Genomic DNA, 20882 nt, shown 5'->3' on the forward strand with positions numbered 1-20882 from the left:
AGGAGCAACGCAGTGAACTGGAAACTGATGGCTGTGCTCGTCGCGATGTCGCTGGGACTGTTCGGCTGCGGACTTGCGGCGGCGCCGTGCCGGATCGCGTCGGCGGGTCTGAAGATCGTGCCGGTGGTCGGCCACGTCGCGGCTGCGCCGACTGACGCATGCGCGGACGTCATCGATCCCTGAACGCCGCATCGCGCATCGAACACACGTGAAACGAACCATGAAGAAACTGCTCGCACTCATGCTCGCGGCTTTCGCCGCCGAGGCCGCTCACGCGATGCCGCTCACGGTGCCGCAAATCCAGACCGCGTCGACGCAGACGACCCGTTACGACTGCAAGGACGGCAAGAGCGTGTCCGTGCAGTACACGAATACGCGCAACCATCAGAGCTTCGCGGCGCTGACCGTCGACGGGCGCAAGCTGCTGTTCGTCAACGTGATCGCCGGCTCGGGCGCGAAGTACGTTGCCGATCAATACACCTGGTGGACCAAGGGTCCGCAGGCCAATCTGTACGACGAGATGGCCGCGAAGGAGGCGCCGCCGCTGCTCGCGGATTGCGCGGCCCGCAAGAAGTAGGCGCGCGGCATGCTGGAAAGTCGTCCGGGCGCGCTTTCGTGTCGCCGGGGCGCTTCGGCGTGCGGTGCTACAATGTGCGGCTTTCCGGCTGTGAGAATCGCGGCCGGACCGGATCCCGAATTTTGCGGCATCGCCGTCCGATGCCGGGTCGAACGGCAGGCCGCGCCGAATTGCGCCGCCGCTTCGGCAGACCAGGCGATGCCGCGTGCCTTGAAGGCGTCATCGAAGCCGTGTTCCATCAGGGCGCGGGCGGGCGATGCCCGTCGACCGATCGACCGGCCGCCCTGTCAAGCGCGCACTGTGCGCCTGACCGATGCGCCGCGTGCGCCAACGAAACCATCCGCGTAAGCAACCGGTCGCGACGATCGACCGAACGACCCGACCGATTTTTTACGCGCGCCGCCTCCCGCGGCACTTTAGCGAAAGCCAATATAGTCACCATGTCCGATTCCGCCGCCACGAACACGTCCACCGCACAGGCCGCTGCGCCGACGTTCGACCAGTTCGGTTTGTCCGCCGACATCCTGAAAGCGGTGCGCGAGTCCGGCTACACCACGCCCACGCCGATCCAGGCGCAGGCGATTCCCGTCGTCCTCGCGGGCCGCGACGTCATGGGGGCCGCGCAGACCGGCACCGGCAAGACCGCCAGCTTCTCGCTGCCGATCATCCAGCGCCTGTTGCCGAACGCGAACACGAGCGCCTCGCCCGCACGCCATCCGGTGCGTGCGCTGATGCTTACGCCGACGCGCGAACTCGCCGATCAGGTCGCCGCCAACGTACAGACCTATTCGAAGCACACGCCGCTGCGCAGCACCGTCGTGTTCGGCGGCGTCGACATGAACCCGCAGTCCGACGCGCTGCGCCGCGGCGTCGAAATCCTGATCGCGACGCCGGGCCGTCTGCTCGATCACGTGCAGCAGAAAACCGTGAACCTCGGCCAGGTGCAGATGCTCGTGCTCGACGAAGCCGACCGCATGCTGGACATGGGCTTTCTGCCCGATCTGCAACGCATCCTGAATCTACTGCCGAAGGAGCGCCAGACGCTGCTTTTTTCGGCGACGTTTTCGCCGGAAATCAAGAAGCTCGCGGCCACTTATCTGCGCAATCCGCAGACGATCGAAGTCGCGCGCAGCAATTCGACCAACGCCAACGTGCGCCAGATCGTCTACGAAGTGCATGAGAGCGACAAATCCGGCGCGGTCGCGCAGATCATCCGCGAGCGCGAACTGAAGCAGGTCATCGTGTTCTGCAACAGCAAGATCGGCGCGAGCCGCCTCGCGCGCGTGCTGGAGAAGGACGGCATCGTCGCAACGGCGATTCACGGCGACCGTTCGCAAAGCGAGCGCATGCAGGCGCTCGACGCGTTCAAGCGCGGCGAGATCGAAGCGCTCGTCGCCACCGACGTCGCGGCGCGCGGTCTCGATATCGCCGAACTGCCGGCGGTCATCAACTTCGATCTGCCGTTCAACGCCGAAGACTACGTGCACCGTATCGGCCGGACGGGGCGTGCGGGCGCGTCGGGCGATGCGCTGTCGCTGTGCAGCGCGAACGAGCGCAAGCAACTCGCCGATATCGAGAAGCTCATCAAGCGTCCGCTCGATGTCGAGCCGCTCGAAGTGACGACGCGCGCACGCCGCGACGGTTCCAGCGGTTCCGCGCCGCGCCGCGACGAGCGTTTCGGCAGACCGGAGCGCGGCGAGCATCGCCATGCCTCGCGCGACGAATCCGGTTCGCGCCGCCGCACGACGGGCACGCATGATCGTCCGCGCGGCCGCCAGCAGCCTGTCGACGAGTTTTTCCTGAAACCGTACGAGCCGTCTCCCTCGGCGATGAAGCGTCAGGAGGAAACGGTCGAACCCGAGCGCAAGAGCGCGCCGAAGCAGCCGCTCGCGGCCTTGCTCGGCGGTTTGGGAATGCCGCGCAAGTCGTCCTGAAGAAAAAAAAGGCAGCTCATCGGGCTGCCTTTTTTGCGTCTAGCGCGCGAAGCGTCTGGCCCATTCGGCCGTCGCAATGCTGTAGAACGCGTCGAGATCATTGGCAGCGACTTCGATGTCAAGATGACGCGCAGCTTCGATGAGCGCGCCGAGCGGCGCGTTCCGGTCGAGCGGCGCGGCACCCGTCTGCTTGCTCAGCTTTTCGCCGATGCCGTTATTTACGACGGGCACGTGCAAATAAGCCGGCGTCGGCGCGTCGAGGCATTGCTGAAGATAGATCTGCCGCGCGGTCGAATCGAGCAGGTCGGCGCCGCGCACGACGTGCGTGATGCCGGCGTCGGCATCGTCGACGACGACCGCGAGTTGGTAGGCCCATAGGCCGTCCGCGCGCTTCAGCGCGAAATCGCCGACTTCCGTGGCGAGATTCTGCGATTGCGTGCCTTGCCAGCGATCGTCGAACGCGACGACCGCCGCCGCGCCGTCCGGCACGCGCAGCCGCCACGCGCGCGCGGGCTTGCCGTGCAGGCCGTTGCGGCACGTGCCCGGATAGGCGAGCGTCGCGTGGCGCGCGTGCGCGTCGACGAGCGAATCCGCGATTTCGCGCCGCGTGCAGCCGCACGGATAGATGAGGCTCGTCGCCTGAAGACGTTCGAACGCGGCCTGATAAGCGTCGCCACGCTCGCTTTGCCACACCGGCGGCTCATCGGAATGCATGCCGAAGTGCGCGAGCGTCGCGAGAATGTCGTCGGCGGCGCCGGGAACGGTGCGCGGCGCGTCGATATCTTCGATACGCACGATCCAGCGTCCGCGATGCGCGCGCGCATCCAGAAAACTCGCGAGCGCGCTGACGAGCGAGCCCGCATGCAGCGGGCCGGTGGGCGAGGGCGCGAATCGTCCCCGATAAGTCGCCCGATGAGTCATTAGGCGGCGGCGCCGGCCTTCGCGTCGGGATGGCAGGCCGGGCATGTCTCGCCCGGCTTGTAGAACGGCGACTGCTGATCTTCGACCGGCACCACCGCGCGGCAGCCGAAACATTGCGCCGTCGCGGTCGGCTGCAGGTTCGGATCGAGCGCGGTGCGGTAATCGAACACGAAACATTCGCCGTTGTAATGCGCGCCGCCCACTTCCTCGAAATACTTCAGGATGCCGCCTTCGAGCTGATAGACATGCTCGATGCCCACTTCCTTCATGTGAATCGCGGCCTTTTCGCAGCGAATGCCGCCGGTGCAGAACGACACGATCGTCTTGCCGTCCAGATCCGCGCGATTCTGTTCGATCACTTCCGGAAACTCGCTGAATTTCGTGATGCGGTAATCGAGCGCGTTATCGAACGTGCCGACATCGACTTCGAACGCGTTGCGCGTGTCGAGCATGACGACGGGGCGGCCTTCGTCGTCGTGGCCGCGGTCGAGCCAGGCTTTCAGCGTGGGCGCGTCGACGGACGGCGCGCGGCCGAGTTCCGGCCTGATCGCGGGCTTTTTCATCGTGATGATTTCGCGCTTGAGCTTCACCAGCATGCGGCGAAACGGCTGCTTCGCGGACAGGCTTTCCTTGAACTGCAAGTCGGCGAAACGGCCGCCGAAGAGCGCGTCCGTGCGCATGTAATCGATGAATTCGCGCACTTCTGCGACCGGCCCGGCGATGAACAGATTGATGCCCTCCGGCGCGAGCAGAATCGTGCCCTTGAGACCGAGCGCGTTGCAGCGTTCGGTGACGAGCGGCCGCCACGCGGGGCCGTCCTCGATGGTGACGAATTTGTAGGCGGAGAGATTCAGGATGCTCATGATCGGATGCTGCGCAAAACGGCTGTAACGGGTAAAAAGTGCGGACGAAAGACGCGCGCGAAACACGTATTATCCCGCAAACGGCGCGCATCTTCGCCGGATTGCTGCGGGCGCGTCGCCAAGCCTTGCGCACGCGCAATTCCGGACGTGTCGCGAGGGCCTTATCCGTTCGGCCAACGCACGTTTTCACGCGGGTTCAGCCGATGACCCGCATGTACAATACCGCCATGTCAGATCCCCGCTTCGTTCATCTCCGCGTCCACTCCGAATTCTCGATCGCCGACGGCATCGTGCGGCTGGACGACGTCGTCAAGGCTGCCGCGAAAGACGGACAAGGCGCGCTCGCGCTGACCGATCTCGGCAACGCGTTCGGTCTCGTGCGCTTTTACAAGGAAGCGCGCGGCATGGGCTTGAAACCCATCGCCGGCTGCGATGTCTGGATCACCAATCCCGCCGATCGCGACAAGCCCTCGCGCCTGCTTCTCCTCGTGCGCGACAAGGAAGGCTATCTCAACCTGTGCGAACTGCTGAGCCGCGCGTGGCTCACGAACCAGTATCGCGGCCGCGCCGAGGTCATGGTCGAGTGGCTCGAGGAAGGTCTCGCGACCGGATTGCTCGCGCTTTCCGGCGCGCAGACGGGCGACATCGGCATGGCGTTCGCCGCAGGCAACGCGCAAGCCGCGCAGCGCAACGCCGAGCGCTGGGCGAAGCTCTTTCCGGACGCGTTCTATATCGAATTGCAGCGCGCGGGCCAGCCGGGTGAGCAGGCTTACGTGCAGGAAGCGGTCAAGCTCGCGGCGAAGCTGAAGCTGCCGGTCGTCGCAACGCATCCGATGCAGTTCATGACGCCCGACGACTTCACCGCGCACGAAGCGCGTGTGTGCATTTCGGAAGGCGATATTCTCGCGAATCCGCGTCGGCAGAAGCGCTTCACGCAAGATCAATATTTCCGCACGCAGGACGAGATGTGCGCGCTTTTCGCGGACGTGCCGTCGGCGCTCGCGAACACCGTCGAGATCGCGAAGCGCTGCAATCTGACGCTCGAACTCGGCAAGCCGAAGCTGCCGCTTTTCCCGACACCGGACGGCATGTCGCTCGACGACTACCTCGTGCAGTTGTCGAAAGAAGGCCTCGAAGTCCGGCTGCAGCAACTCTATCCCGATGAAGCCGCGCGCGAGGCGCAGCGCGAAACCTACTACGCGCGCCTCAATTTCGAATGCGGCACGATCATCAAGATGGGCTTTCCGGGCTACTTCCTGATCGTCGCCGACTTCATCATGTGGGCGAAGAACAATGGCGTGCCGGTCGGTCCGGGACGCGGCTCGGGCGCGGGTTCGCTCGTCGCGTATGCGCTCGGCATTACCGATCTCGATCCGCTGCGCTACAACCTGCTGTTCGAGCGCTTCCTGAATCCGGAGCGCGTGTCGATGCCCGACTTCGACATCGACTTCTGTCAGGAAGGGCGCGACCGCGTCATCCAGTATGTGAAGGGAAAGTACGGCGCGGATGCCGTGTCGCAGATTGCGACCTTCGGCACGATGGCGGCGAAGGCGGCGGTGCGCGACATCGGCCGCGTGCTTGATCTCGGCTACATGTTCACCGACGGCGTCGCCAAGCTGATTCCGTTCAAGCCGGGCAAGCACGTGACCATCGCGGATGCGATGAAGGAAGAGCCCACGCTTCAAGAACGCTTCGACTCCGAAGACGAAGTGCATCAGTTGCTCGAACTCGCGCAGCGCGTGGAAGGGTTGACGCGTAACGTCGGCATGCACGCGGGCGGCGTGCTGATCGCGCCCGGCAAGCTCACGGATTTTTGTCCGCTCTATACGCAGGGCGAGGACGGCGGCGTCGTCAGTCAGTACGATAAGGACGACGTCGAAGCCGTCGGCCTCGTGAAGTTCGACTTTCTGGGTCTGACCACGCTCACGATTCTCGACTGGGCCGAGCGCTATATCCGCCGGCTCGATCCGTCGAAGAAGGACTGGAGTCTCGCGCAGGTGCCGCTCGACGATCCGGCATCGTTCCAGATATTGAAGAAGGCGAACACCGTCGCCGTGTTCCAGCTGGAAAGCCGCGGCATGCAGGGCATGCTGAAAGACGCGCAGCCGGACCGTTTCGAGGACATCATCGCGCTCGTGGCGTTGTATCGACCGGGCCCGATGGACCTGATACCGAGCTTCTGCGCGCGTAAGCACGGACGCGAGATCGTCGAATATCCGGATCCGCGCGTCGAACCCGTTCTGAAAGAGACCTACGGCATCATGGTCTACCAGGAGCAGGTGATGCAGATGGCGCAGATCATCGGCGGCTACTCGCTCGGCGGCGCGGACTTGCTGCGCCGCGCGATGGGCAAGAAGAAGCCCGAGGAAATGGCCAAGCATCGCGAGATTTTCGCGGAAGGCGCGGCGAAGAACGGTCTCACGCGCGCGAAGGCGGACGAAACCTTCGACCTGATGGAGAAGTTCGCGGGCTACGGCTTCAACAAGTCGCACGCGGCGGCGTATGCGCTGCTCGCCTATCACACGGCGTGGCTGAAGGCGCATCATCCGGCGGAATTCATGGCGGCCAATATGTCGCTCGCCATGGACGACACCGACAAGGTCAAGATTCTGTTCGAAGACTGCCTGACGAACGGCATGGCGGTGCTGCCGCCGGACATCAACCAGTCGGCGTATCGCTTCGAACCGGTCGCGGAAGCCGATGGCAAGCGCTCGAAGACCATCCGCTACGGTCTGGGCGCGGTGAAAGGCAGCGGCCAGAACGCCATCGAAGAGATTCTGCGTGCGCGCGAAGACGGCCCGTTCGTCGATCTCTTCGATTTCTGCGAGCGCATCGACCGGCGCGTCGTGAATCGCCGCACGGTGGAAGCCCTCATCCGCGCGGGCGCGTTCGACACGGTTCATGCGAATCGCGCTCAATTGCTCGCCTCGGTGCCGATGGCGATGGAAGCCGCCGATCAGGCCGCCGCCCACGCGATGCAGGCCGGCCTCTTCGACATGGGCGACGCGCCGCTCGCGAAGCACGAATATGTCGACGAACCCGAGTGGTCCGACAAGAAGCGTCTGCAGGAAGAGAAGACCGCGCTCGGTTTCTATCTGTCCGGCCATCTGTTCGACGCGTACAAGGGCGAAGTGCGCCGCTTCGTGCGCCAGAAGATCGGCGAACTGAAGGAAGGGCGCGACAAGCTCGTCGCGGGCGTCATTTCCGCGATGCGCACGCAGATGACCCAGCGCGGAAAGATGCTGATCGTCAATCTCGACGACGGCAGCGGCCAGTGCGAAGTCACCGTCTTCAACGAACAGTTCGAAGCGAACAAGGCGCTCTTCAAGGAAGACGAACTGCTCGTCGTGCAGGGCATGGCGCGCAACGACGCGTTCACGGGCGGCATCCGCTTCACCGTCGATACCGCGATGGACCTCGAACGCGCGCGCAGCCGTTACGCGCAGTCGGTGAAGGTCGAGATGAACGGCAACGCCGACGCCTTGCGCCTGCGCCGCGTGCTCGAAGCGCATGCGGCGGGCGAACAGGCCGCGCCGCCGCCGATGCCGGTGAAGGACAACGGCCGCCAGCGTCAGTCCGCGCCGATTCCCAACGGCCTGAACGTGAGCATCGTCTATCGCAGCGAGCATGCCGAAGGCGAAGTGCGTCTCGGCGACGCATGGCGCGTCAAGCCGACGGACGACCTCATCACGGCGCTGCGCGGCGAATTCGCGGGCAGCGCAATCGAAATCGTCTACTGATGCGCATCGGCATCTCGGCGAATGCGCTCAAGCATTCCGGCGGACTCGAACGCTACGCGATGGATCTCGTGCGCGGCCTCGCCGCCGCGGGCTTCGAGGGCAAGAAGAAGCCCGCGTTCTTCGCGCGCAAGATCGATACGTCGCTGCCCGAAAGCCGTTTGATCGAGCCGCATCGCATCAAGGTATCGTTTCTGCCGGGCAAGCTGCGCGACGCGTATTTCTCTTGGGCGCTCAAGCGCGCGCGCAGGAAAGCCAGGGTCGATGTGCTCATCGGCTGCAATCGCGTGGAAGGTTCCGAGATCGCCATTTGCGGCGGCACGCATATCGGTTTTCTGCGCGCGACCGGGCGGCGAGAGAAGCGCTCGGACACGCGGCAGATCGCGCTCGAACGCCGTCAGTATGCGCAGGCGAAGGTCGTCGTCGCGCATTCGGACATGATGAGCCACGAATTGCGCGCGTTATACGGCGTGGATGCCAGCAAGATTCGCGTGCTTCATCCGCCCGTGGACGGCGCGCGCTTTTCGCCTGTCGATGACCACGAGCGCGCGCGTCTGCGCGAACGCTTCGGTTTCAAGCCCGATGAAACCGTGCTGCTGTTTCCGTCGAGCAGTCATGAACGCAAGGGCTTGCCGCTGATCGAGAAGGGGCTCGCCGGGATGAACGTGGTGATCGCGGTGGCGGGCCGCGCGCCGGGAAAGCCGGCGGCCAACGTGCGCTATCTCGGCTACGCGAAGAACATCGAGGATGCGTACCGCGCGGCGGACTTCACGATTCTTGCGTCGAGCTACGAGCCGTTCGGGCTCGTCGGCATCGAATCGGTGATGTGCGGCACGCCGGTGATCTTTCCTGCGTGCATCGGCTGCTGCGATGCGATCGCGGATCACGCGAAGCATGTCTTCAAATCAGGCGACGCCGCCGATCTGCGCCGCACCGTGCTCGACGCCATCGAAACGCGGCGCGGCGCGGCGCGCGTATCGGACGGCGCGGTGCGTTACGACGCGAGCGTCGACTCGCACGTGCGCGCGCTGATCGAACTTGCGCGCGCCATCGACGCAAAGCGCTGAGCCGCGTTCAGCGCACTTCGTTCATGTGCGCCAGTTTCAGGAACCGGTAGTAGACCGTCTGCGCGTTGAAGACCGCGATCATGAAGCCGGCCTTGCCGTCGAGAAAGCCGCGCCGCAGCACGTAAGTGCGCGCGAACGCCCACGCGCCGCGTGTGAGCGCAACGCCGAAGCTGCCGCGCTTGCCGGCCGCGTGCCGTTGACGCGCGCCCGCCGTGGAGTACGCGTCGAGCTTGCGCAGCACCGCCTCGAAATCTTCGTAGGAGTAGTGCATCAATTTTCCGGACAGGCGCACGACGGGCTGCGCCGTCGAAAGCACGAGCCGTTCGTGCACGAGATCGGGCGAGAAGCGCGCAGTGCCGCGTCTGAAGAGTCGCGGTATCCAGTCCGGATACCAGCCGCTGTGCTTAACCCACACGCCGCAGAAGCTCGACAGACGGTCGATCGCGTACACGTCCGCCTGCGGATCGGTGATCGCGGCGCGGATCGACGCAGCCAGTTCGGGCGACACGACTTCGTCGGCGTCGACGGAGAGCACCCAGTCGGTCGAGAGCGCGTCGAGCGCGCGGTTCTTCTGCGGGCCGAAGCCCGGCCAGTCGCGCGCCACGATCACGCGCGCGGAATGCGCCTCGGCGATGCCCACGGTCGCGTCGGTGCTGCCGCCATCGACGACGACGATTTCATCGGCGAAAGAAACGGCCTGCAGGCATTGCGCGAGCCGCGCGGCCGCGTTGTGGGTGATGATGGCGATGCCGAGCGTTGGGCGGGACATGGAAGCGTTGGTGCGGCGTGCGTGTTGGTATAATTATTGACTGCTGGCCGGGCGTGGCGTGATGCAGAAAATTCCGCCGTGCCGGACCGGGCGCAAAGAGGCCGCGGGCCTCTTTTTGTTGTCAGGGTAGAGTGAGGCGATAGTGTGCCTGACGGAAGCGCGTAGCAAAAGATCGTTCGAGACGGGTCTGGTTCCAGCATTCCTCGTCGATGGCCGGTTTTCGCTTCGCGAGCCGCATCGACGTCCATGAAAACAACGCGGCCTGACGAACTCCATCCGCCAGGCAGGGCACGCAATGCACCTGCTTCGTCCAAGGGGCACCGCGAGTAATCCCGTTTCGATTCTATGAGCCGACTCTCCGGGCGCATACGCATCATTGCCCGCGCGATACCCAAGCTTGCGTTCAAGGCGTTTCGCCACAGGCCGACCGGCGTGTCGAGCATCCTGATCGCGCATCATCTGCTGCTCGGCGACACCTTGCTGCTGACGCCGCTCGTCGCGAAGCTGCGTCTGCGCTACCCGGACGCGCGCATCGTGCTCACGTGCCCGAAGGCCATCGTGCCGCTTTATGCCGGCCGGCCGTACGGCGCAGAGGCGCTGCCGTTCGATCCGCGCGATGCGGCGAGCGTCTCGGCCGTCCTGAAGTCAGGGCCGTACGATCTCGGCATCGTCGTCGGCGATAACCGGCATGCGTGGCTCGCAATCGCGGCGAAGTGCCGCTGGATCGTCGGTCATGGCGACGACACGCCCGCCTGGAAGAACTGGCCGCTCGACGAATCGCATCCGTATCCGCAAGAACCCGCCGCCTGGGCCGATATCGCCGCGACACTGATCGACGGGCCGCCGCCCGCGCGCTATCGGCCGGGCGACTGGCCGGCGCCGGCCGCCAGGCCGCTCGCGCAGGCCGACGCCGTGTCGCTCGCGCGGCCGTACGTGGTGCTGCATCCGGGCGCGAGCACGTCGGTCAAGCGCTGGCCGCACGATCGCTGGCGCGCGCTCGCCGGTCGCATCGAGGCGCGGGGCCTCACGCCGGTATGGAGCGGCGGCCCGGACGAAGCCGACTTGATCCGCGCGATCGATCCCGAAGCGCGGTATCCGAGCTTCGCGGGCCGGGTCGGACTGGGCGAGTTGTGGCATCTGTTCGCGCGCGCTCGTGCGGTGGTATGCCCGGACACGGGCGTCGCGCACCTGGGACGCATGGTGGGCGTGCCGACGGTGACGCTCTTCGGACCCGGCAACGCGATGATCCACGGCGCTGGCGAATTTTGGCGCGATGCGCGCTTCAGGCCGGTTACCATCGTCGATATGCCGTGCCGGGACGAGCCGGACATCTTCCGGCGGCATGTTTCGTGGGCCCGCCGCTGCGATCGCAACGAAACGACGTGTGTCGCGTGGCGCGGTGATCATGCCCAATGCATGGGCCTCATCTCGCTCGATGCGGTGAGCGGCGCACTCGAGGAGATGCTGGCGGAAGGTCTATGACAACAAGAAAGTATCGTTTTCAGGCTGATTCGTTTCTCTGGATCGGCGCGCCTGTCATTCTCTTCGTCGTGGCCTTTGCGCACATGACGGCGCTCGAGAATATCGCGCTGGGGTTCATCGGCGTCGGCACCGTCGCGCTTGCCGCGACGCGCGGCGCGCCTTCGCCGCTGCGCTGGCCGCTGCTCGTGCCGGCTGCGCTCTGGTCGGCGTGGTCGCTCGCGTCGGTGTCGTGGTCGCCTTATCCGTCCGAGAGCATGCACGCCTGGCTCGACGAGGTGTTCTATCCGCTCTTCGCGTTCTTCGGCTTCTGGCTGCTCGGCGCCCGCACGGCTCATCCCGAACGTTTCGTGTTCATGCACTGGCTCGGCTGCGTGCTCGTCGCGATCATCAGCGTCGTCTATTGGGGGCAACTGCAGCCGCCCACGGCCGACACGTTCATGCTGCATTACTACAACCGCGTCGGTCACACGAGCACCGTCGCGCTCTTCGCGATCGCGCTCTTCACGGGCATGATGCTCGGCGGCCGTTGGCGCGCGATCGGCGTGTCGGGCGTGCTGCTGAGTGTGTTCGTCGGCATCGCGACGCTCAACCGCTTTTTCGGGCTCGCTGCGTTCGTCACGCTGCTGATCGCGGTGTATCCGCTCTATCGGCGTCACATGGTTCTCGCGATCGTGGCGCTTCTGGTCGTCGGCGTCGCGGTGATCGGCGCGCTCGAATTCAGTTCGCGCAGTCGTCTCGCGGTCAATCCGCCGGCGCTGCCTGCGCATGGCGTGACGATCGAGGGCGATCGCATTCCGGTGCCGTCGTTCCTGCCGGGCATCCGCGATACGCTCGCCGCCGACACCCGTCCGCGCCTTTGGGCGTTCTACGGCAAGGCGGGAGAGCCGCATTCGTGGATAGGAATCGGTTTCGGCAAGCCTTTGCCTGGCGAGGTGTACAAGCAGGAAATGCCGCCGCGCCTGCTCGCCGCCGAGCCGCAGGCGTTGACGCACGCCCACAACCTGTTTCTGAACACGTGGCTCGAAACGGGCGTCGTCGGTGTCGTGCTCGAAGCGCTGCTGCTGGTCGCGCTCGTCGTCCGCTTCTGGCGCTTGCGGCGCGAATTGCCGTGGCTCGCGGCAGGCGGCATCGCACTGGTGGGCGGCATGATCGCGAAGAATTCCACCGACGACTTCATGTGGCAGACGACCGCGCTCGCTTTCTGGTGCTTCGCCGGGCTGATGCTCGGCCGTGGCGAGCGCCTGACGAACCGGCTGCCGCCGCCGCGCGCCAAGTCACAAGATGAGTTACCCGACAAGTCACCCGAGACATCACGCGATACGGCTCCACGAGCGCAGGATTGAGCCCCGCGTCGACGTTCCTGCGACGGCGCCTTTCACAGGATTAGAATGGCGGATTCTCGCGTGCTGATCCGCACGGCGAATCGAACCGGCGCATTTCCATGCAAACCGAACACCGAGGAAAGATTTGAGCGAGAAGCAGACATTGCGCAAGACCATCGGCGCGGGCGAAAGCAGCTCGCCGACGGCCGTCATGAAGCGGCTATGGCCGTATATCCGTCCGCTGCTCGGCATGGTGTTTCTCGGGCTGCTGACGATGGGCATCGTCGCGGCGACCGAGGCCGGCATTCCGATGCTGCTCAAGCCGCTGCTCGACCACGGCTTCGGCTCGAAAAGCAGCGATCACGCCAAATGGCTCGTGCCGGCCGCCGTCATCGGACTTGCGCTCGTGCGCGGCGGCGCGCAGTACGCATCGGGCTACTTCCTTTCGTACGTGACGAACAAGATCCTGCTGCAACTGCGGCTCGAAATGTTCCAGCGCATGATCCACACGAGCGCGGGCTTTTTCCAGCGCGAGACCGCGAGCACGGTCATCAACGCGATCGTGTTCGAGGTCAATCAGATTCTGAGCGTGCTGTCGAGCGTGGTCGTGACGCTCGTGCGCGACTCGCTCACGGTCGTGTTTCTGCTCGGCTATCTGTTCATCCTCAACTGGCGGCTCACGCTGATCGTCGCGGTGATCCTGCCGGCCATCGGCTGGCTCGTCAGCAAGATCAACCGGCGGCTGCGGCGTCTCAATCGCGAGCATCAGACACTCACGAACGAGCTGTCGTATATCGTCGAGGAAACCGTCGGCGGCTACAAGGTCGTGAAGGTGCACAACGGCGAACCGTACGAGACCGGGCGTTTCACGGAGATGAGCCATCGGCTGCGCGGCTACTCCATGCGCATGCAGGTTTCGGGCGGCCTTGCGCAGCCGCTCACGCAGTTTCTGGCGTCGATCGCGCTCGCAATCGTCATCACGATCGCGGTCGTGCAGTCGGCGAACGATCAGACCACCGTCGGCGGCTTCGTTGCGTTCGTCACGTCGATGCTGCTCGTCATTTCGCCGCTCAAGCATCTGATCGACATCAACCAGCCCTTGCAGCGCGGCATGACGGCGGCGGAGCTGATCTTCGGGTTGATCGACGAACCGGCCGAGCCGGAAGGCGGCGGGCGCCGTCTCGAACGGGCGCGCGGCGAAGTCGAATTCCGCGATGTGTCGTTCAGCTACGGTTCCGTCGACCGGCCGACGCTCGATCGCGTGTCGTTCAAGGTCGCACCGGGCGAGATGGTCGCGCTCGCGGGTCCGTCGGGCAGCGGCAAGACGACGCTCGTGAATCTGCTGCCGCGCTTTTTCGATCCGCGCGGCGGTCAGGTGCTGGTTGACGGCGTGCCGATCACCGAGTACGACCTGCACGATCTGCGCGGCCAGCTCGCGATGGTCAGCCAGGACGTCGTGCTCTTCAACGATACGATTGCCGCGAATGTCGCTTACGGTCAGACGCCGGATCGCGAGCGCGTGATGTCGGCGCTGGCTGCGGCGAATCTGTCGGAAGTCGTCGCGTCGTTGCCGGATGGCATCAATACGCTGGTCGGCGGTAATGGGATGCGTCTGTCGGGCGGACAGCGGCAGCGTCTGGCGATTGCGCGCGCGATCTACAAGAACGCGCCGATTTTGATTCTCGACGAAGCCACGTCGGCGCTGGATTCAGAGTCCGAGCGGCACGTGCAGTCGGCGCTGGAGACGTTGATGAAAGGGCGCACGACGTTGGTGATCGCTCACAGGCTATCGACGATCGAGCGCGCGGATCGCATTCTCGTGATGGAGTCGGGGAAGATCGCGGAGCAGGGCAGTCATGCGGAATTGTTGCGCAAGGACGGCCTGTATGCGCATCTGCATCGGATTCAGTATCAGCAGCAGGCGGCGTAATCAATTGATTGTGAGATAGCAGCAATTAGCGGCCTGTGCGCTTCGCTATGATTCGCCTCCCCAATTCCGGGGAAGAATCATTGAAGAGTAAGCGAAGCATGATGCAGTTCAGAGTCGATGCAGTAAAAAGCAGGCGCGATGTCCTGCGCGCCGCGGGCGCGGTCTTTCTTGCAGTATGTCTCGTGGCGTGCGGCGGCGGTTCGGATGACAGCATCTCGAACCAGGTCGATCCCGCCGCTAAAGTGCCGCCGGCCGCCGGCACATTCGCGGCGATGTCCATCGCGACCGACGACGGCGCGCCTGTCGTCCAGAAAGACAAGTACCTTGGCGTACAAATCGGCACCACGGACGCCGACGGCACCGAATCGTTGGCGAGCCGGGCCACGATCAAGGGCCACGGCAACAGCACGTGGTCGCAGGAGAAGAAGCCGTATCGGCTGAAGCTCGATAGCAAGGCGAGTCCCTTCGGATTGCCGAAGGACAAGAACTGGATCCTGCTTGCGAATTTCTTCGACAAGACGCTGCTGCGCAACCGCGCCGCGTTCGAACTCGGCCGGCGCTTCGGCATGGCATGGACGCCGCGTGCCGTCGCGTTCGAACTGGCGCTCAATGGTGAATACAAAGGCGTGTACGACCTGGTCGAATCGGTGCGTGTCGACAAGAATCGCGTCAATATCGCCGATAGCGACGAGACGACGGCGCCGAGCAAGACCGGCTTCATCGTCGAAATCAACGGGCGCATGGACGAGGCGGTCTGCTGGCGTACGACGCACAACCTGCCGATATGCATCGATACGCCGGACCCGGCATCGGACGCGCAAGCCGCGTATATCCGCGATTACATCCAGCAGGCGGAAGATGCGCTCTTCTCCGACCACGCGACCGATCCGGCAACGGGTTACGAGCAGTACTTCGATGTCGCCTCGCTGATCGACTGGTTTCTCGTCAACGAGATCTTCAAGAATCAGGACGCGAGGGACTTTGCGAGCATCTATCTCTACAAGGACGCGAATGGCAAGCTGAAGTTCGGCCCGCTGTGGGACTTCGATCTCGGCGCGGGCAACGTGAATTATTCGGACGCGCAGTATCCGGAAGGCTTCTGGGTGGCGGAAGGACCGTGGATCGCGCGCATGAAGCAGATCGATCCGACGTTCGAGACACGCGTGCGGGCGCGATGGGATGAGTTGAAGGCCGCGCACATCGATACGCTGACGGCCTATATCGAAGAGAACGCTCAGGCGCTCGAGGCAAGCGGCGCCGCGCAGCGAAACTTCCGCCGCTGGCCGGTGCTCGACAAGCGGCTCTGGCCAAATCCCGTCGTGACGGGTTCGTATCGCGGCGAGGTGGATTATTTGAAGACCTGGCTGACCAGGCGCATTGCGTGGCTGGACGCCAACTTGTGATGCACCGCGCGCGCCGTGACCGAAGAGGCGCGGCGCGCGCCTACATCAACACAATGTCATACTGCTCCTGACTCAAGTTACTCTCCACCTGCAACGAAACCGGCTTTCCGATGAAGTCCATCAGCATCGCCAGATGCTGCGACTCTTCTTCGAGGAACAGATCGATGACCTGCTGCGAAGCCACCACCCGAAACTCGCGCGGATTGAACTGTCGCGATTCGCGCATGATTTCGCGCAGCACGTCGTAGCACACGGTACGCGGCGTCTTCACCTGACCCTTGCCCTGACACGTCGGACACGGCTCGCACAGCACATGCGCGAGCGACTCGCGCGTGCGCTTGCGCGTCATCTCGACGAGACCGAGCTGCGAGAACCCGTTCACGGTCACGCGCGTGCGATCGCGCGATAGCGCCTTCTTCAGCTCGCCCAGCACCTGATCGCGATGCTCGACATTCTCCATGTCGATGAAATCGATGATGATGATCCCGCCCAGATTCCTCAGGCGCAGTTGCCGCGCGATCGTATGCGCCGCTTCGAGATTGGTCTTGAAGATGGTGTCGTCGAAGTTGCGCGCGCCGACATAACCGCCCGTATTGACGTCGATGGTCGTCATCGCTTCGGTCTGGTCGATCATCAGATAGCCGCCCGACTTCAGATCGACGCGCCGCGACAGCGCCCGCAAAATCTCCGCCTCGATGTTGTACAGATCGAAGAGCGGCCGCTCGCCGGTGTAATGATGCAGACGTGACGCAACCGCGGGCGTGAATTCCGCTGCGAAATCCGCGAGCATCTGATACGTTTCGCGCGAATCCACCTGGATACGCGTGGTCTCGTCGTTGACGAAATCGCGCAGCACGCGTTGCGCCAGATTCAGGTCCTGGTAGAGAAGCGTGGTGGGCGGCACGCGCTGCGCCTGCATCACGATCGTCGCCCACGTCTTGCGCAGATACGCGACATCGGCGGCGAGTTCTTCGCTCGTCGCGTCTTCCGCGATGGTCCGCACGATATAGCCGCCTTTTTCGTCGGCGGGCAAGACGGCGGTCAGACGCGCGCGCACGGCTTCGCGCTCCGCCTCGCTCTCGATCTTTTGCGAGATGCCGATGTGCGGCTCCTGCGGCAGATAGACGAGCGTGCGCCCCGCGATGCTCACTTGCGTCGACAGGCGCGCACCCTTCGTGCCGATCGGATCCTTCACGACCTGCACCATCAGCGACTGACCTTCGAAGACGATCTTTTCGATCGGCGTATGCGGCTGCGCGTTATGCGGCTCGCCCGCGATGCGCGGATGCCAGATATCCGCGACATGAAGAAACGCGGCGCGCTCGAGACCGATGTCGATGAACGCGGACTGCATGCCCGGCAGCACGCGTACGACCTTGCCGAGATACACATTGCCGACGCGCCCGCGAGACAGCGTGCGCTCGACGTGAAGTTCCTGAACGGCGCCTTGCTGAACCAGTGCGACGCGGGTTTCCTGCGGTGTGACGTTGATCAGGATTTCTTCGTTCATGGCCTGTTTAGAATGCGACGCGCGCCACGCGCAAGAGAGCAGCGGTTTCGAAAAGGGGCAGACCCATGATACCCGAATAGGAACCGTCGATTCGCTCGATGAACTCGGCCGCGCGGCCCTGAATCCCGTACGCGCCCGCCTTGCCGAGCGGCTCGCCCGATGCCGCGTAGCGTTGCAGCGCAGCACGATCGGCGCGCGCGAAACACACCGTCGAGCGCGATAGCGCGGGTTCGAGCAACGCACCGTCTGCATCGACGACGGCGAGCGCCGTCAGCACTTCGTGCTCGCGCCCAGCGAGACGTTCGAGCATCGCGAGGGCGTCTTCTTCGTGCAGCGGCTTACCGAGAATCAGTCCGTCGATTGTGACGGTCGTGTCGGCGACGAGAATGGGCGCGCTCGCATGACCGCCGGCGACGAGCCGGTCGCGCGCCGCCCGCGCCTTCAACGCGCACACGCGCACGACATACGCATCGGCGGCTTCGCCCGGCAACTCGGCTTCGAGCGCCTCGGCGTCTTCATCGGCACGGGGAAGCAGTAGTTCGAACTGCACGCCGAGCTGGCGAAGCAACTCCTGGCGGCGCGGGCTTTGTGAAGCGAGATAAACGAAGGGATGAGTCGGCATCTTGAAGTCGGAATCGAATGACGCGCGGGCATTCGATTCCGACATCGAAAAGCCTCACGCGCGATGGTAGGGATGATTCTGCGTGATGCTCCACGCGCGGTAAAGCTGTTCGGCAAGCAGCACGCGCACCATGCCGTGCGGCAGCGTCAGGCTGGAAATGCGCAGCATCAGTTCGGCGCGGGCCTTCACATCGGGATGAAGTCCGTCCGCGCCGCCGATCACGAACGCGACATCGCGCCCGTCCTGCTGCCAGCCGGGCAGGGCATTCGCCAACTGCATCGTGGTCCAGTCGCGGCCGCGTTCGTCGAGCGCGACGACGCGCGCGTTCTTCGGCAAGGCAGCTTCGATGCGCTGCTTTTCGGCAGCCATCACGCTCTCGGCGTTGCGTCCCGACGAGCGCTGCTCGGGCTTGATTTCCTTTAGCTCGATGCGCAGTTCGGGCGGCATGCGCTTCGCATATTCGTCGAAGCCATTCGTGATCCAGTCGGGCATCTTGTGTCCGACGGCGAGGATGACCAGCTTCATCGAACGAAGCGGCTTCAGTGCTTGCGCGAGGTCTTGCGTGCGGGACGTTTGACGGCGGGCGCGTCGTCTTCGTCGTCCTCGTCGTCATCGGCCGTGACGCTCGCGCCGCCGAACATGTTCGGCTTCTGCAGCTTCACGCGCACGGGCTTGTCGCCCCAGACTTCCTCGAGGTTGTAGTACTGGCGCAGCGCGGGCTGAAGGATGTGCACGACCGCGTCGCCGCAATCGACCAGCACCCATTCGCCGATCTCCTCGCCTTCCGTGGAGATGATGTCGCCGCCCGCTTCCTTGACCTTCTCGCGCACACTGTTGGCGAGCGCCTTGGTCTGCCGGTTCGACGTGCCGCTCGCCACGACCACGCGGTCGAAAAGCGACGTCAGGTGGGTCGTGTTGAACACCTTGATGTCCTGCGCCTTGACGTCTTCGAGACCGTCGATGATCGCGCGTTGAAGCTTCTGAAGTTCCATGGTTACCGTGTCTGGTACAGATGATGTTGAACAATATAGTCCCATACAGCCGCAGGGACCTGGGCGCGTGCGCCGTCCGTGCCGTTCATCGTGCGCGCTGCGTCGCGGATCGCCGTGGCGGATACGTCGAGAAGCAGCATTTCGTCGATGTGCATGTGACCGTGCGCGCTCGCGCGCAAAACCTCGGGGGCGGCGCGGCGCGCTTCGAGCTCGGCCGCGACGGCGGCGGGCAGGGTCGCTACGTCGAAGCCCGCGCGCGTTTCCACGCAGACGTGCGCGTAGTCGAAAAGCCGCCGCCATTGATGCCACGAATCGAGCTTGACGAGTTGATCCGCGCCCATCAGCAGCGAGATCGACGCATCCGCGCCTTCGCGTTCGCGCCAGCGCGCGAGCGTGTCGACCGTATACGTGTCGCCGTGGCGGTCGATCTCGTCGGTGGCGACGGTGAACGTCACGCCGTCCAGTTCGAGCGATGCGGCCGCCGCGCGCGTCATCGCCAGCCGATGTTCCGGCGCCGACACGCCCGCCTTCTGCCACGGCTGACCGGCGGGCAGCAGCACGAGTTCGGTGAGTTGCAGCAACTCGACGAAGCGCCGCGCAAGCAGGAGATGCCCGTTGTGAATCGGATCGAACGTGCCGCCGAAAAGGCCGACGCGCTTGGCGCAGGGCGTCACAGCCATTCGCGGCGCACCAGAAAGTCGTCGTACAGCCGCGCTTCGGGCGTGCCCGGCTCCGGCTTCCAGTCGTAGCGCCAGTTCGCGGCGGGCGGCATCGACATCAGGATCGATTCGGTGCGTCCGCCGCTTTGCAGACCGAAATGCGTGCCGCGATCGAACACCAGATTGAATTCGACGTAACGACCGCGGCGATACGCCTGAAATTCGCGCTCGCGCTCCGTATACGGCGTGTCGCGGCGGCGCTCGATGACCGGCAGATACGCGTTCAAAAACGCATCCCCGACGCTTTGCATCATCGCGAACGAGTGCTCGAAACCGGGCTCCGAGACATCGTCGAAGAAAATTCCGCCGATGCCGCGCTGTTCGTTGCGGTGCTTGAGATAAAAGTACTCGTCGCACCACGTCTTGAAGCGCGGATACAACTCCGCGCCGAACGGATCGAGCGCGTCGCGGCACACGCGGTGAAAGTGGCGCGCGTCGTCCTCGTAGCCGTAGATCGGCGTCAGATCCATGCCGCCGCCGAACCAGAAAATCGGCGCTTCGCCTTCTTTCGTCGCCGTGAGCATGCGCACGTTCATGTGCACGGTCGGGCAGTGCGGATTGCGCGGATGCATGACGAGCGATACGCCGAGCGCCTCGAAACCGCGTCCGGCGAGTTGCGGGCGCGCCGCGCTCGCGGATGGCGGCAGCGCGTCGCCCTGCACATCCGAAAAGCCGATGCCGCCGCGCTCGAAAAATTCGCCGCCTTCCAGAATGCGCGTCACGCCGCCGCCGCGCAGATGCGCGCCGGGCTCCCGCGTCCAGGCGTCGGTGGCGAAGGCCGTGCCGTCGAAGGCGCCGAGCGTATCGGCGATGCGCGTCTGCAGGCCCGTCAGATAGTCGCGGACGGCTCCGATATCGTGGGCTGCGTCGTGTTCTGTGCGTTGTTCCGCGCTGCGGTTCGGTTCACTCATCGATTGCTGCGTGCGCCCGGTGGGGCAATCTGGAATGGACGCGGGGTTAACCCTTCGTCCTTAAACTCTCAAAAGCGCGCTGCCGGACACGAGGTCCGGCAGCGCGTGTGCTCATGCGGCGCA

Annotated in this window: 18 protein-coding genes; 9 read left to right on the forward strand and 9 right to left on the reverse strand. The window is 64.5% G+C overall.

Annotated features, from left to right (window positions below):
- The first annotated feature begins 27 nt into the window (after positions 1-27).
- The 3 genes from AWB77_RS35845 (at position 28) to AWB77_RS17775 (ending at position 2511) form a co-directional block, all read left to right on the forward strand.
- A complete protein-coding gene (locus AWB77_RS35845; RefSeq protein WP_341844981.1) occupies positions 28-183 on the forward strand; it encodes a DUF6726 family protein in 156 nt (51 codons plus the stop codon).
- Between the two features lie 37 nt (positions 184-220).
- Positions 221-577 (forward strand): MliC family protein, encoded by a 357-nt coding sequence (locus AWB77_RS17765; RefSeq protein WP_061135735.1) that lies wholly within the window; start codon positions 221-223, stop codon positions 575-577.
- A gap of 440 nt (positions 578-1017) precedes the next feature.
- On the forward strand, positions 1018-2511 hold the full coding sequence (locus tag AWB77_RS17775) for a DEAD/DEAH box helicase (protein ID WP_061135737.1): 1494 nt from the start codon (positions 1018-1020) through the stop codon (positions 2509-2511).
- 39 nt (positions 2512-2550) lie between these two features.
- On the opposite strand, the gene gluQRS is transcribed toward AWB77_RS17775, so the two are convergent.
- Together gluQRS and AWB77_RS17785 are read right to left on the reverse strand one after the other, a co-directional pair.
- Complete coding sequence (gluQRS, locus tag AWB77_RS17780) at positions 2551-3432, reverse strand: tRNA glutamyl-Q(34) synthetase GluQRS (RefSeq protein ID WP_061135738.1); 882 nt, start codon at positions 3430-3432, stop codon at positions 2551-2553.
- Positions 3432-4295, reverse strand: a complete 864-nt coding sequence (locus tag AWB77_RS17785) for a sulfurtransferase (RefSeq protein WP_061135793.1) — start codon at positions 4293-4295, stop codon at positions 3432-3434. The genes gluQRS and AWB77_RS17785 overlap by 1 nt, the downstream gene beginning before the upstream one ends.
- 212 nt (positions 4296-4507) lie before the next feature.
- Between AWB77_RS17785 and dnaE the strand changes: the two genes are divergently transcribed.
- Both dnaE and AWB77_RS17795 read left to right on the forward strand, forming a co-directional pair.
- Complete coding sequence (gene dnaE, locus AWB77_RS17790; protein ID WP_061135739.1) at positions 4508-8035, forward strand: DNA polymerase III subunit alpha; 3528 nt, start codon at positions 4508-4510, stop codon at positions 8033-8035.
- Complete coding sequence (locus AWB77_RS17795; protein WP_061135740.1) at positions 8035-9099, forward strand: glycosyltransferase family 4 protein; 1065 nt, start codon at positions 8035-8037, stop codon at positions 9097-9099. Before dnaE ends, AWB77_RS17795 begins: the two co-directional genes overlap by 1 nt.
- A gap of 7 nt (positions 9100-9106) precedes the next feature.
- Here AWB77_RS17795 and AWB77_RS17800 read toward each other — a convergent pair whose 3' ends face one another.
- Complete coding sequence (locus AWB77_RS17800) at positions 9107-9868, reverse strand: glycosyltransferase family 2 protein (RefSeq protein WP_061135741.1); 762 nt, start codon at positions 9866-9868, stop codon at positions 9107-9109.
- Between the two features lie 345 nt (positions 9869-10213).
- Here AWB77_RS17800 and AWB77_RS17805 point away from each other — a divergent pair, with 345 nt between their 5' ends.
- The 4 genes from AWB77_RS17805 to AWB77_RS17820 all read left to right on the forward strand — a co-directional run bounded on the left by AWB77_RS17805 (position 10214) and on the right by AWB77_RS17820 (position 16005).
- On the forward strand, positions 10214-11350 hold the full coding sequence (locus AWB77_RS17805; protein WP_061135742.1) for a glycosyltransferase family 9 protein: 1137 nt from the start codon (positions 10214-10216) through the stop codon (positions 11348-11350).
- Positions 11347-12693, forward strand: a complete 1347-nt coding sequence (locus tag AWB77_RS17810; protein ID WP_063936515.1) for an O-antigen ligase family protein — start codon at positions 11347-11349, stop codon at positions 12691-12693. Before AWB77_RS17805 ends, AWB77_RS17810 begins: the two co-directional genes overlap by 4 nt.
- 190 nt (positions 12694-12883) lie before the next feature.
- Positions 12884-14602 carry a lipid A export permease/ATP-binding protein MsbA gene (gene msbA / locus AWB77_RS17815; protein WP_374728700.1) on the forward strand — a complete coding sequence of 573 codons (1719 nt, stop codon included), beginning with the start codon at positions 12884-12886 and terminating at the stop codon, positions 14600-14602.
- A 98-nt stretch (positions 14603-14700) separates the two neighbouring features.
- Complete coding sequence (locus AWB77_RS17820) at positions 14701-16005, forward strand: CotH kinase family protein (protein ID WP_061135744.1); 1305 nt, start codon at positions 14701-14703, stop codon at positions 16003-16005.
- Between the two features lie 40 nt (positions 16006-16045).
- On the opposite strand, the gene rng is transcribed toward AWB77_RS17820, so the two are convergent.
- The 6 genes from rng to hemF are packed head-to-tail and all read right to left on the reverse strand — an operon-like array spanning position 16046 to position 20759.
- On the reverse strand, positions 16046-17515 hold the full coding sequence (gene rng, locus AWB77_RS17825; RefSeq protein ID WP_061135745.1) for a ribonuclease G: 1470 nt from the start codon (positions 17513-17515) through the stop codon (positions 16046-16048).
- Positions 17516-17522: 7 nt separating this feature from the next.
- Positions 17523-18137, reverse strand: coding sequence for a Maf family protein (locus AWB77_RS17830; RefSeq protein WP_061135794.1), 615 nt, complete (start codon positions 18135-18137; stop codon positions 17523-17525).
- A 54-nt stretch (positions 18138-18191) separates the two neighbouring features.
- Positions 18192-18662 (reverse strand): 23S rRNA (pseudouridine(1915)-N(3))-methyltransferase RlmH, encoded by a 471-nt coding sequence (rlmH, locus tag AWB77_RS17835; protein WP_061135746.1) that lies wholly within the window; start codon positions 18660-18662, stop codon positions 18192-18194.
- A 14-nt stretch (positions 18663-18676) separates the two neighbouring features.
- Positions 18677-19129 (reverse strand): ribosome silencing factor, encoded by a 453-nt coding sequence (gene rsfS, locus AWB77_RS17840; RefSeq protein WP_061135747.1) that lies wholly within the window; start codon positions 19127-19129, stop codon positions 18677-18679.
- Between the two features lie 2 nt (positions 19130-19131).
- A complete protein-coding gene (locus tag AWB77_RS17845; RefSeq protein WP_061135748.1) occupies positions 19132-19809 on the reverse strand; it encodes a nicotinate-nucleotide adenylyltransferase in 678 nt (225 codons plus the stop codon).
- The gene (hemF, locus tag AWB77_RS17850; protein ID WP_061135749.1) at positions 19800-20759 is read right to left on the reverse strand and encodes an oxygen-dependent coproporphyrinogen oxidase; all 960 of its coding nucleotides are present in this window, start codon (positions 20757-20759) and stop codon (positions 19800-19802) included. Before hemF ends, AWB77_RS17845 begins: the two co-directional genes overlap by 10 nt.
- Between the last annotated feature and the right edge of the window lie 123 nt (positions 20760-20882).

It is taken from the genome of Caballeronia fortuita (genome assembly GCF_001544835.2).
Lineage (GTDB): Bacteria > Pseudomonadota > Gammaproteobacteria > Burkholderiales > Burkholderiaceae > Caballeronia > Caballeronia fortuita.

Coding starts and splice junctions, on each gene's coding strand:
- AWB77_RS35845 (WP_341844981.1), top strand. CDS start 28: ATGGCTGTGCTCGTCGCGATGTCGCTGGGACTGTTCGGCTGCGGACTT.
- AWB77_RS17765 (WP_061135735.1), top strand. CDS start 221: ATGAAGAAACTGCTCGCACTCATGCTCGCGGCTTTCGCCGCCGAGGCC.
- AWB77_RS17775 (WP_061135737.1), top strand. CDS start 1,018: ATGTCCGATTCCGCCGCCACGAACACGTCCACCGCACAGGCCGCTGCG.
- gluQRS (WP_061135738.1), bottom strand. CDS start 3,432: ATGACTCATCGGGCGACTTATCGGGGACGATTCGCGCCCTCGCCCACC.
- AWB77_RS17785 (WP_061135793.1), bottom strand. CDS start 4,295: ATGAGCATCCTGAATCTCTCCGCCTACAAATTCGTCACCATCGAGGAC.
- dnaE (WP_061135739.1), top strand. CDS start 4,508: ATGTACAATACCGCCATGTCAGATCCCCGCTTCGTTCATCTCCGCGTC.
- AWB77_RS17795 (WP_061135740.1), top strand. CDS start 8,035: ATGCGCATCGGCATCTCGGCGAATGCGCTCAAGCATTCCGGCGGACTC.
- AWB77_RS17800 (WP_061135741.1), bottom strand. CDS start 9,868: ATGTCCCGCCCAACGCTCGGCATCGCCATCATCACCCACAACGCGGCC.
- AWB77_RS17805 (WP_061135742.1), top strand. CDS start 10,214: ATGAGCCGACTCTCCGGGCGCATACGCATCATTGCCCGCGCGATACCC.
- AWB77_RS17810 (WP_063936515.1), top strand. CDS start 11,347: ATGACAACAAGAAAGTATCGTTTTCAGGCTGATTCGTTTCTCTGGATC.
- msbA (WP_374728700.1), top strand. CDS start 12,884: ATGAAGCGGCTATGGCCGTATATCCGTCCGCTGCTCGGCATGGTGTTT.
- AWB77_RS17820 (WP_061135744.1), top strand. CDS start 14,701: ATGATGCAGTTCAGAGTCGATGCAGTAAAAAGCAGGCGCGATGTCCTG.
- rng (WP_061135745.1), bottom strand. CDS start 17,515: ATGAACGAAGAAATCCTGATCAACGTCACACCGCAGGAAACCCGCGTC.
- AWB77_RS17830 (WP_061135794.1), bottom strand. CDS start 18,137: ATGCCGACTCATCCCTTCGTTTATCTCGCTTCACAAAGCCCGCGCCGC.
- rlmH (WP_061135746.1), bottom strand. CDS start 18,662: ATGAAGCTGGTCATCCTCGCCGTCGGACACAAGATGCCCGACTGGATC.
- rsfS (WP_061135747.1), bottom strand. CDS start 19,129: ATGGAACTTCAGAAGCTTCAACGCGCGATCATCGACGGTCTCGAAGAC.
- AWB77_RS17845 (WP_061135748.1), bottom strand. CDS start 19,809: ATGGCTGTGACGCCCTGCGCCAAGCGCGTCGGCCTTTTCGGCGGCACG.
- hemF (WP_061135749.1), bottom strand. CDS start 20,759: ATGAGTGAACCGAACCGCAGCGCGGAACAACGCACAGAACACGACGCA.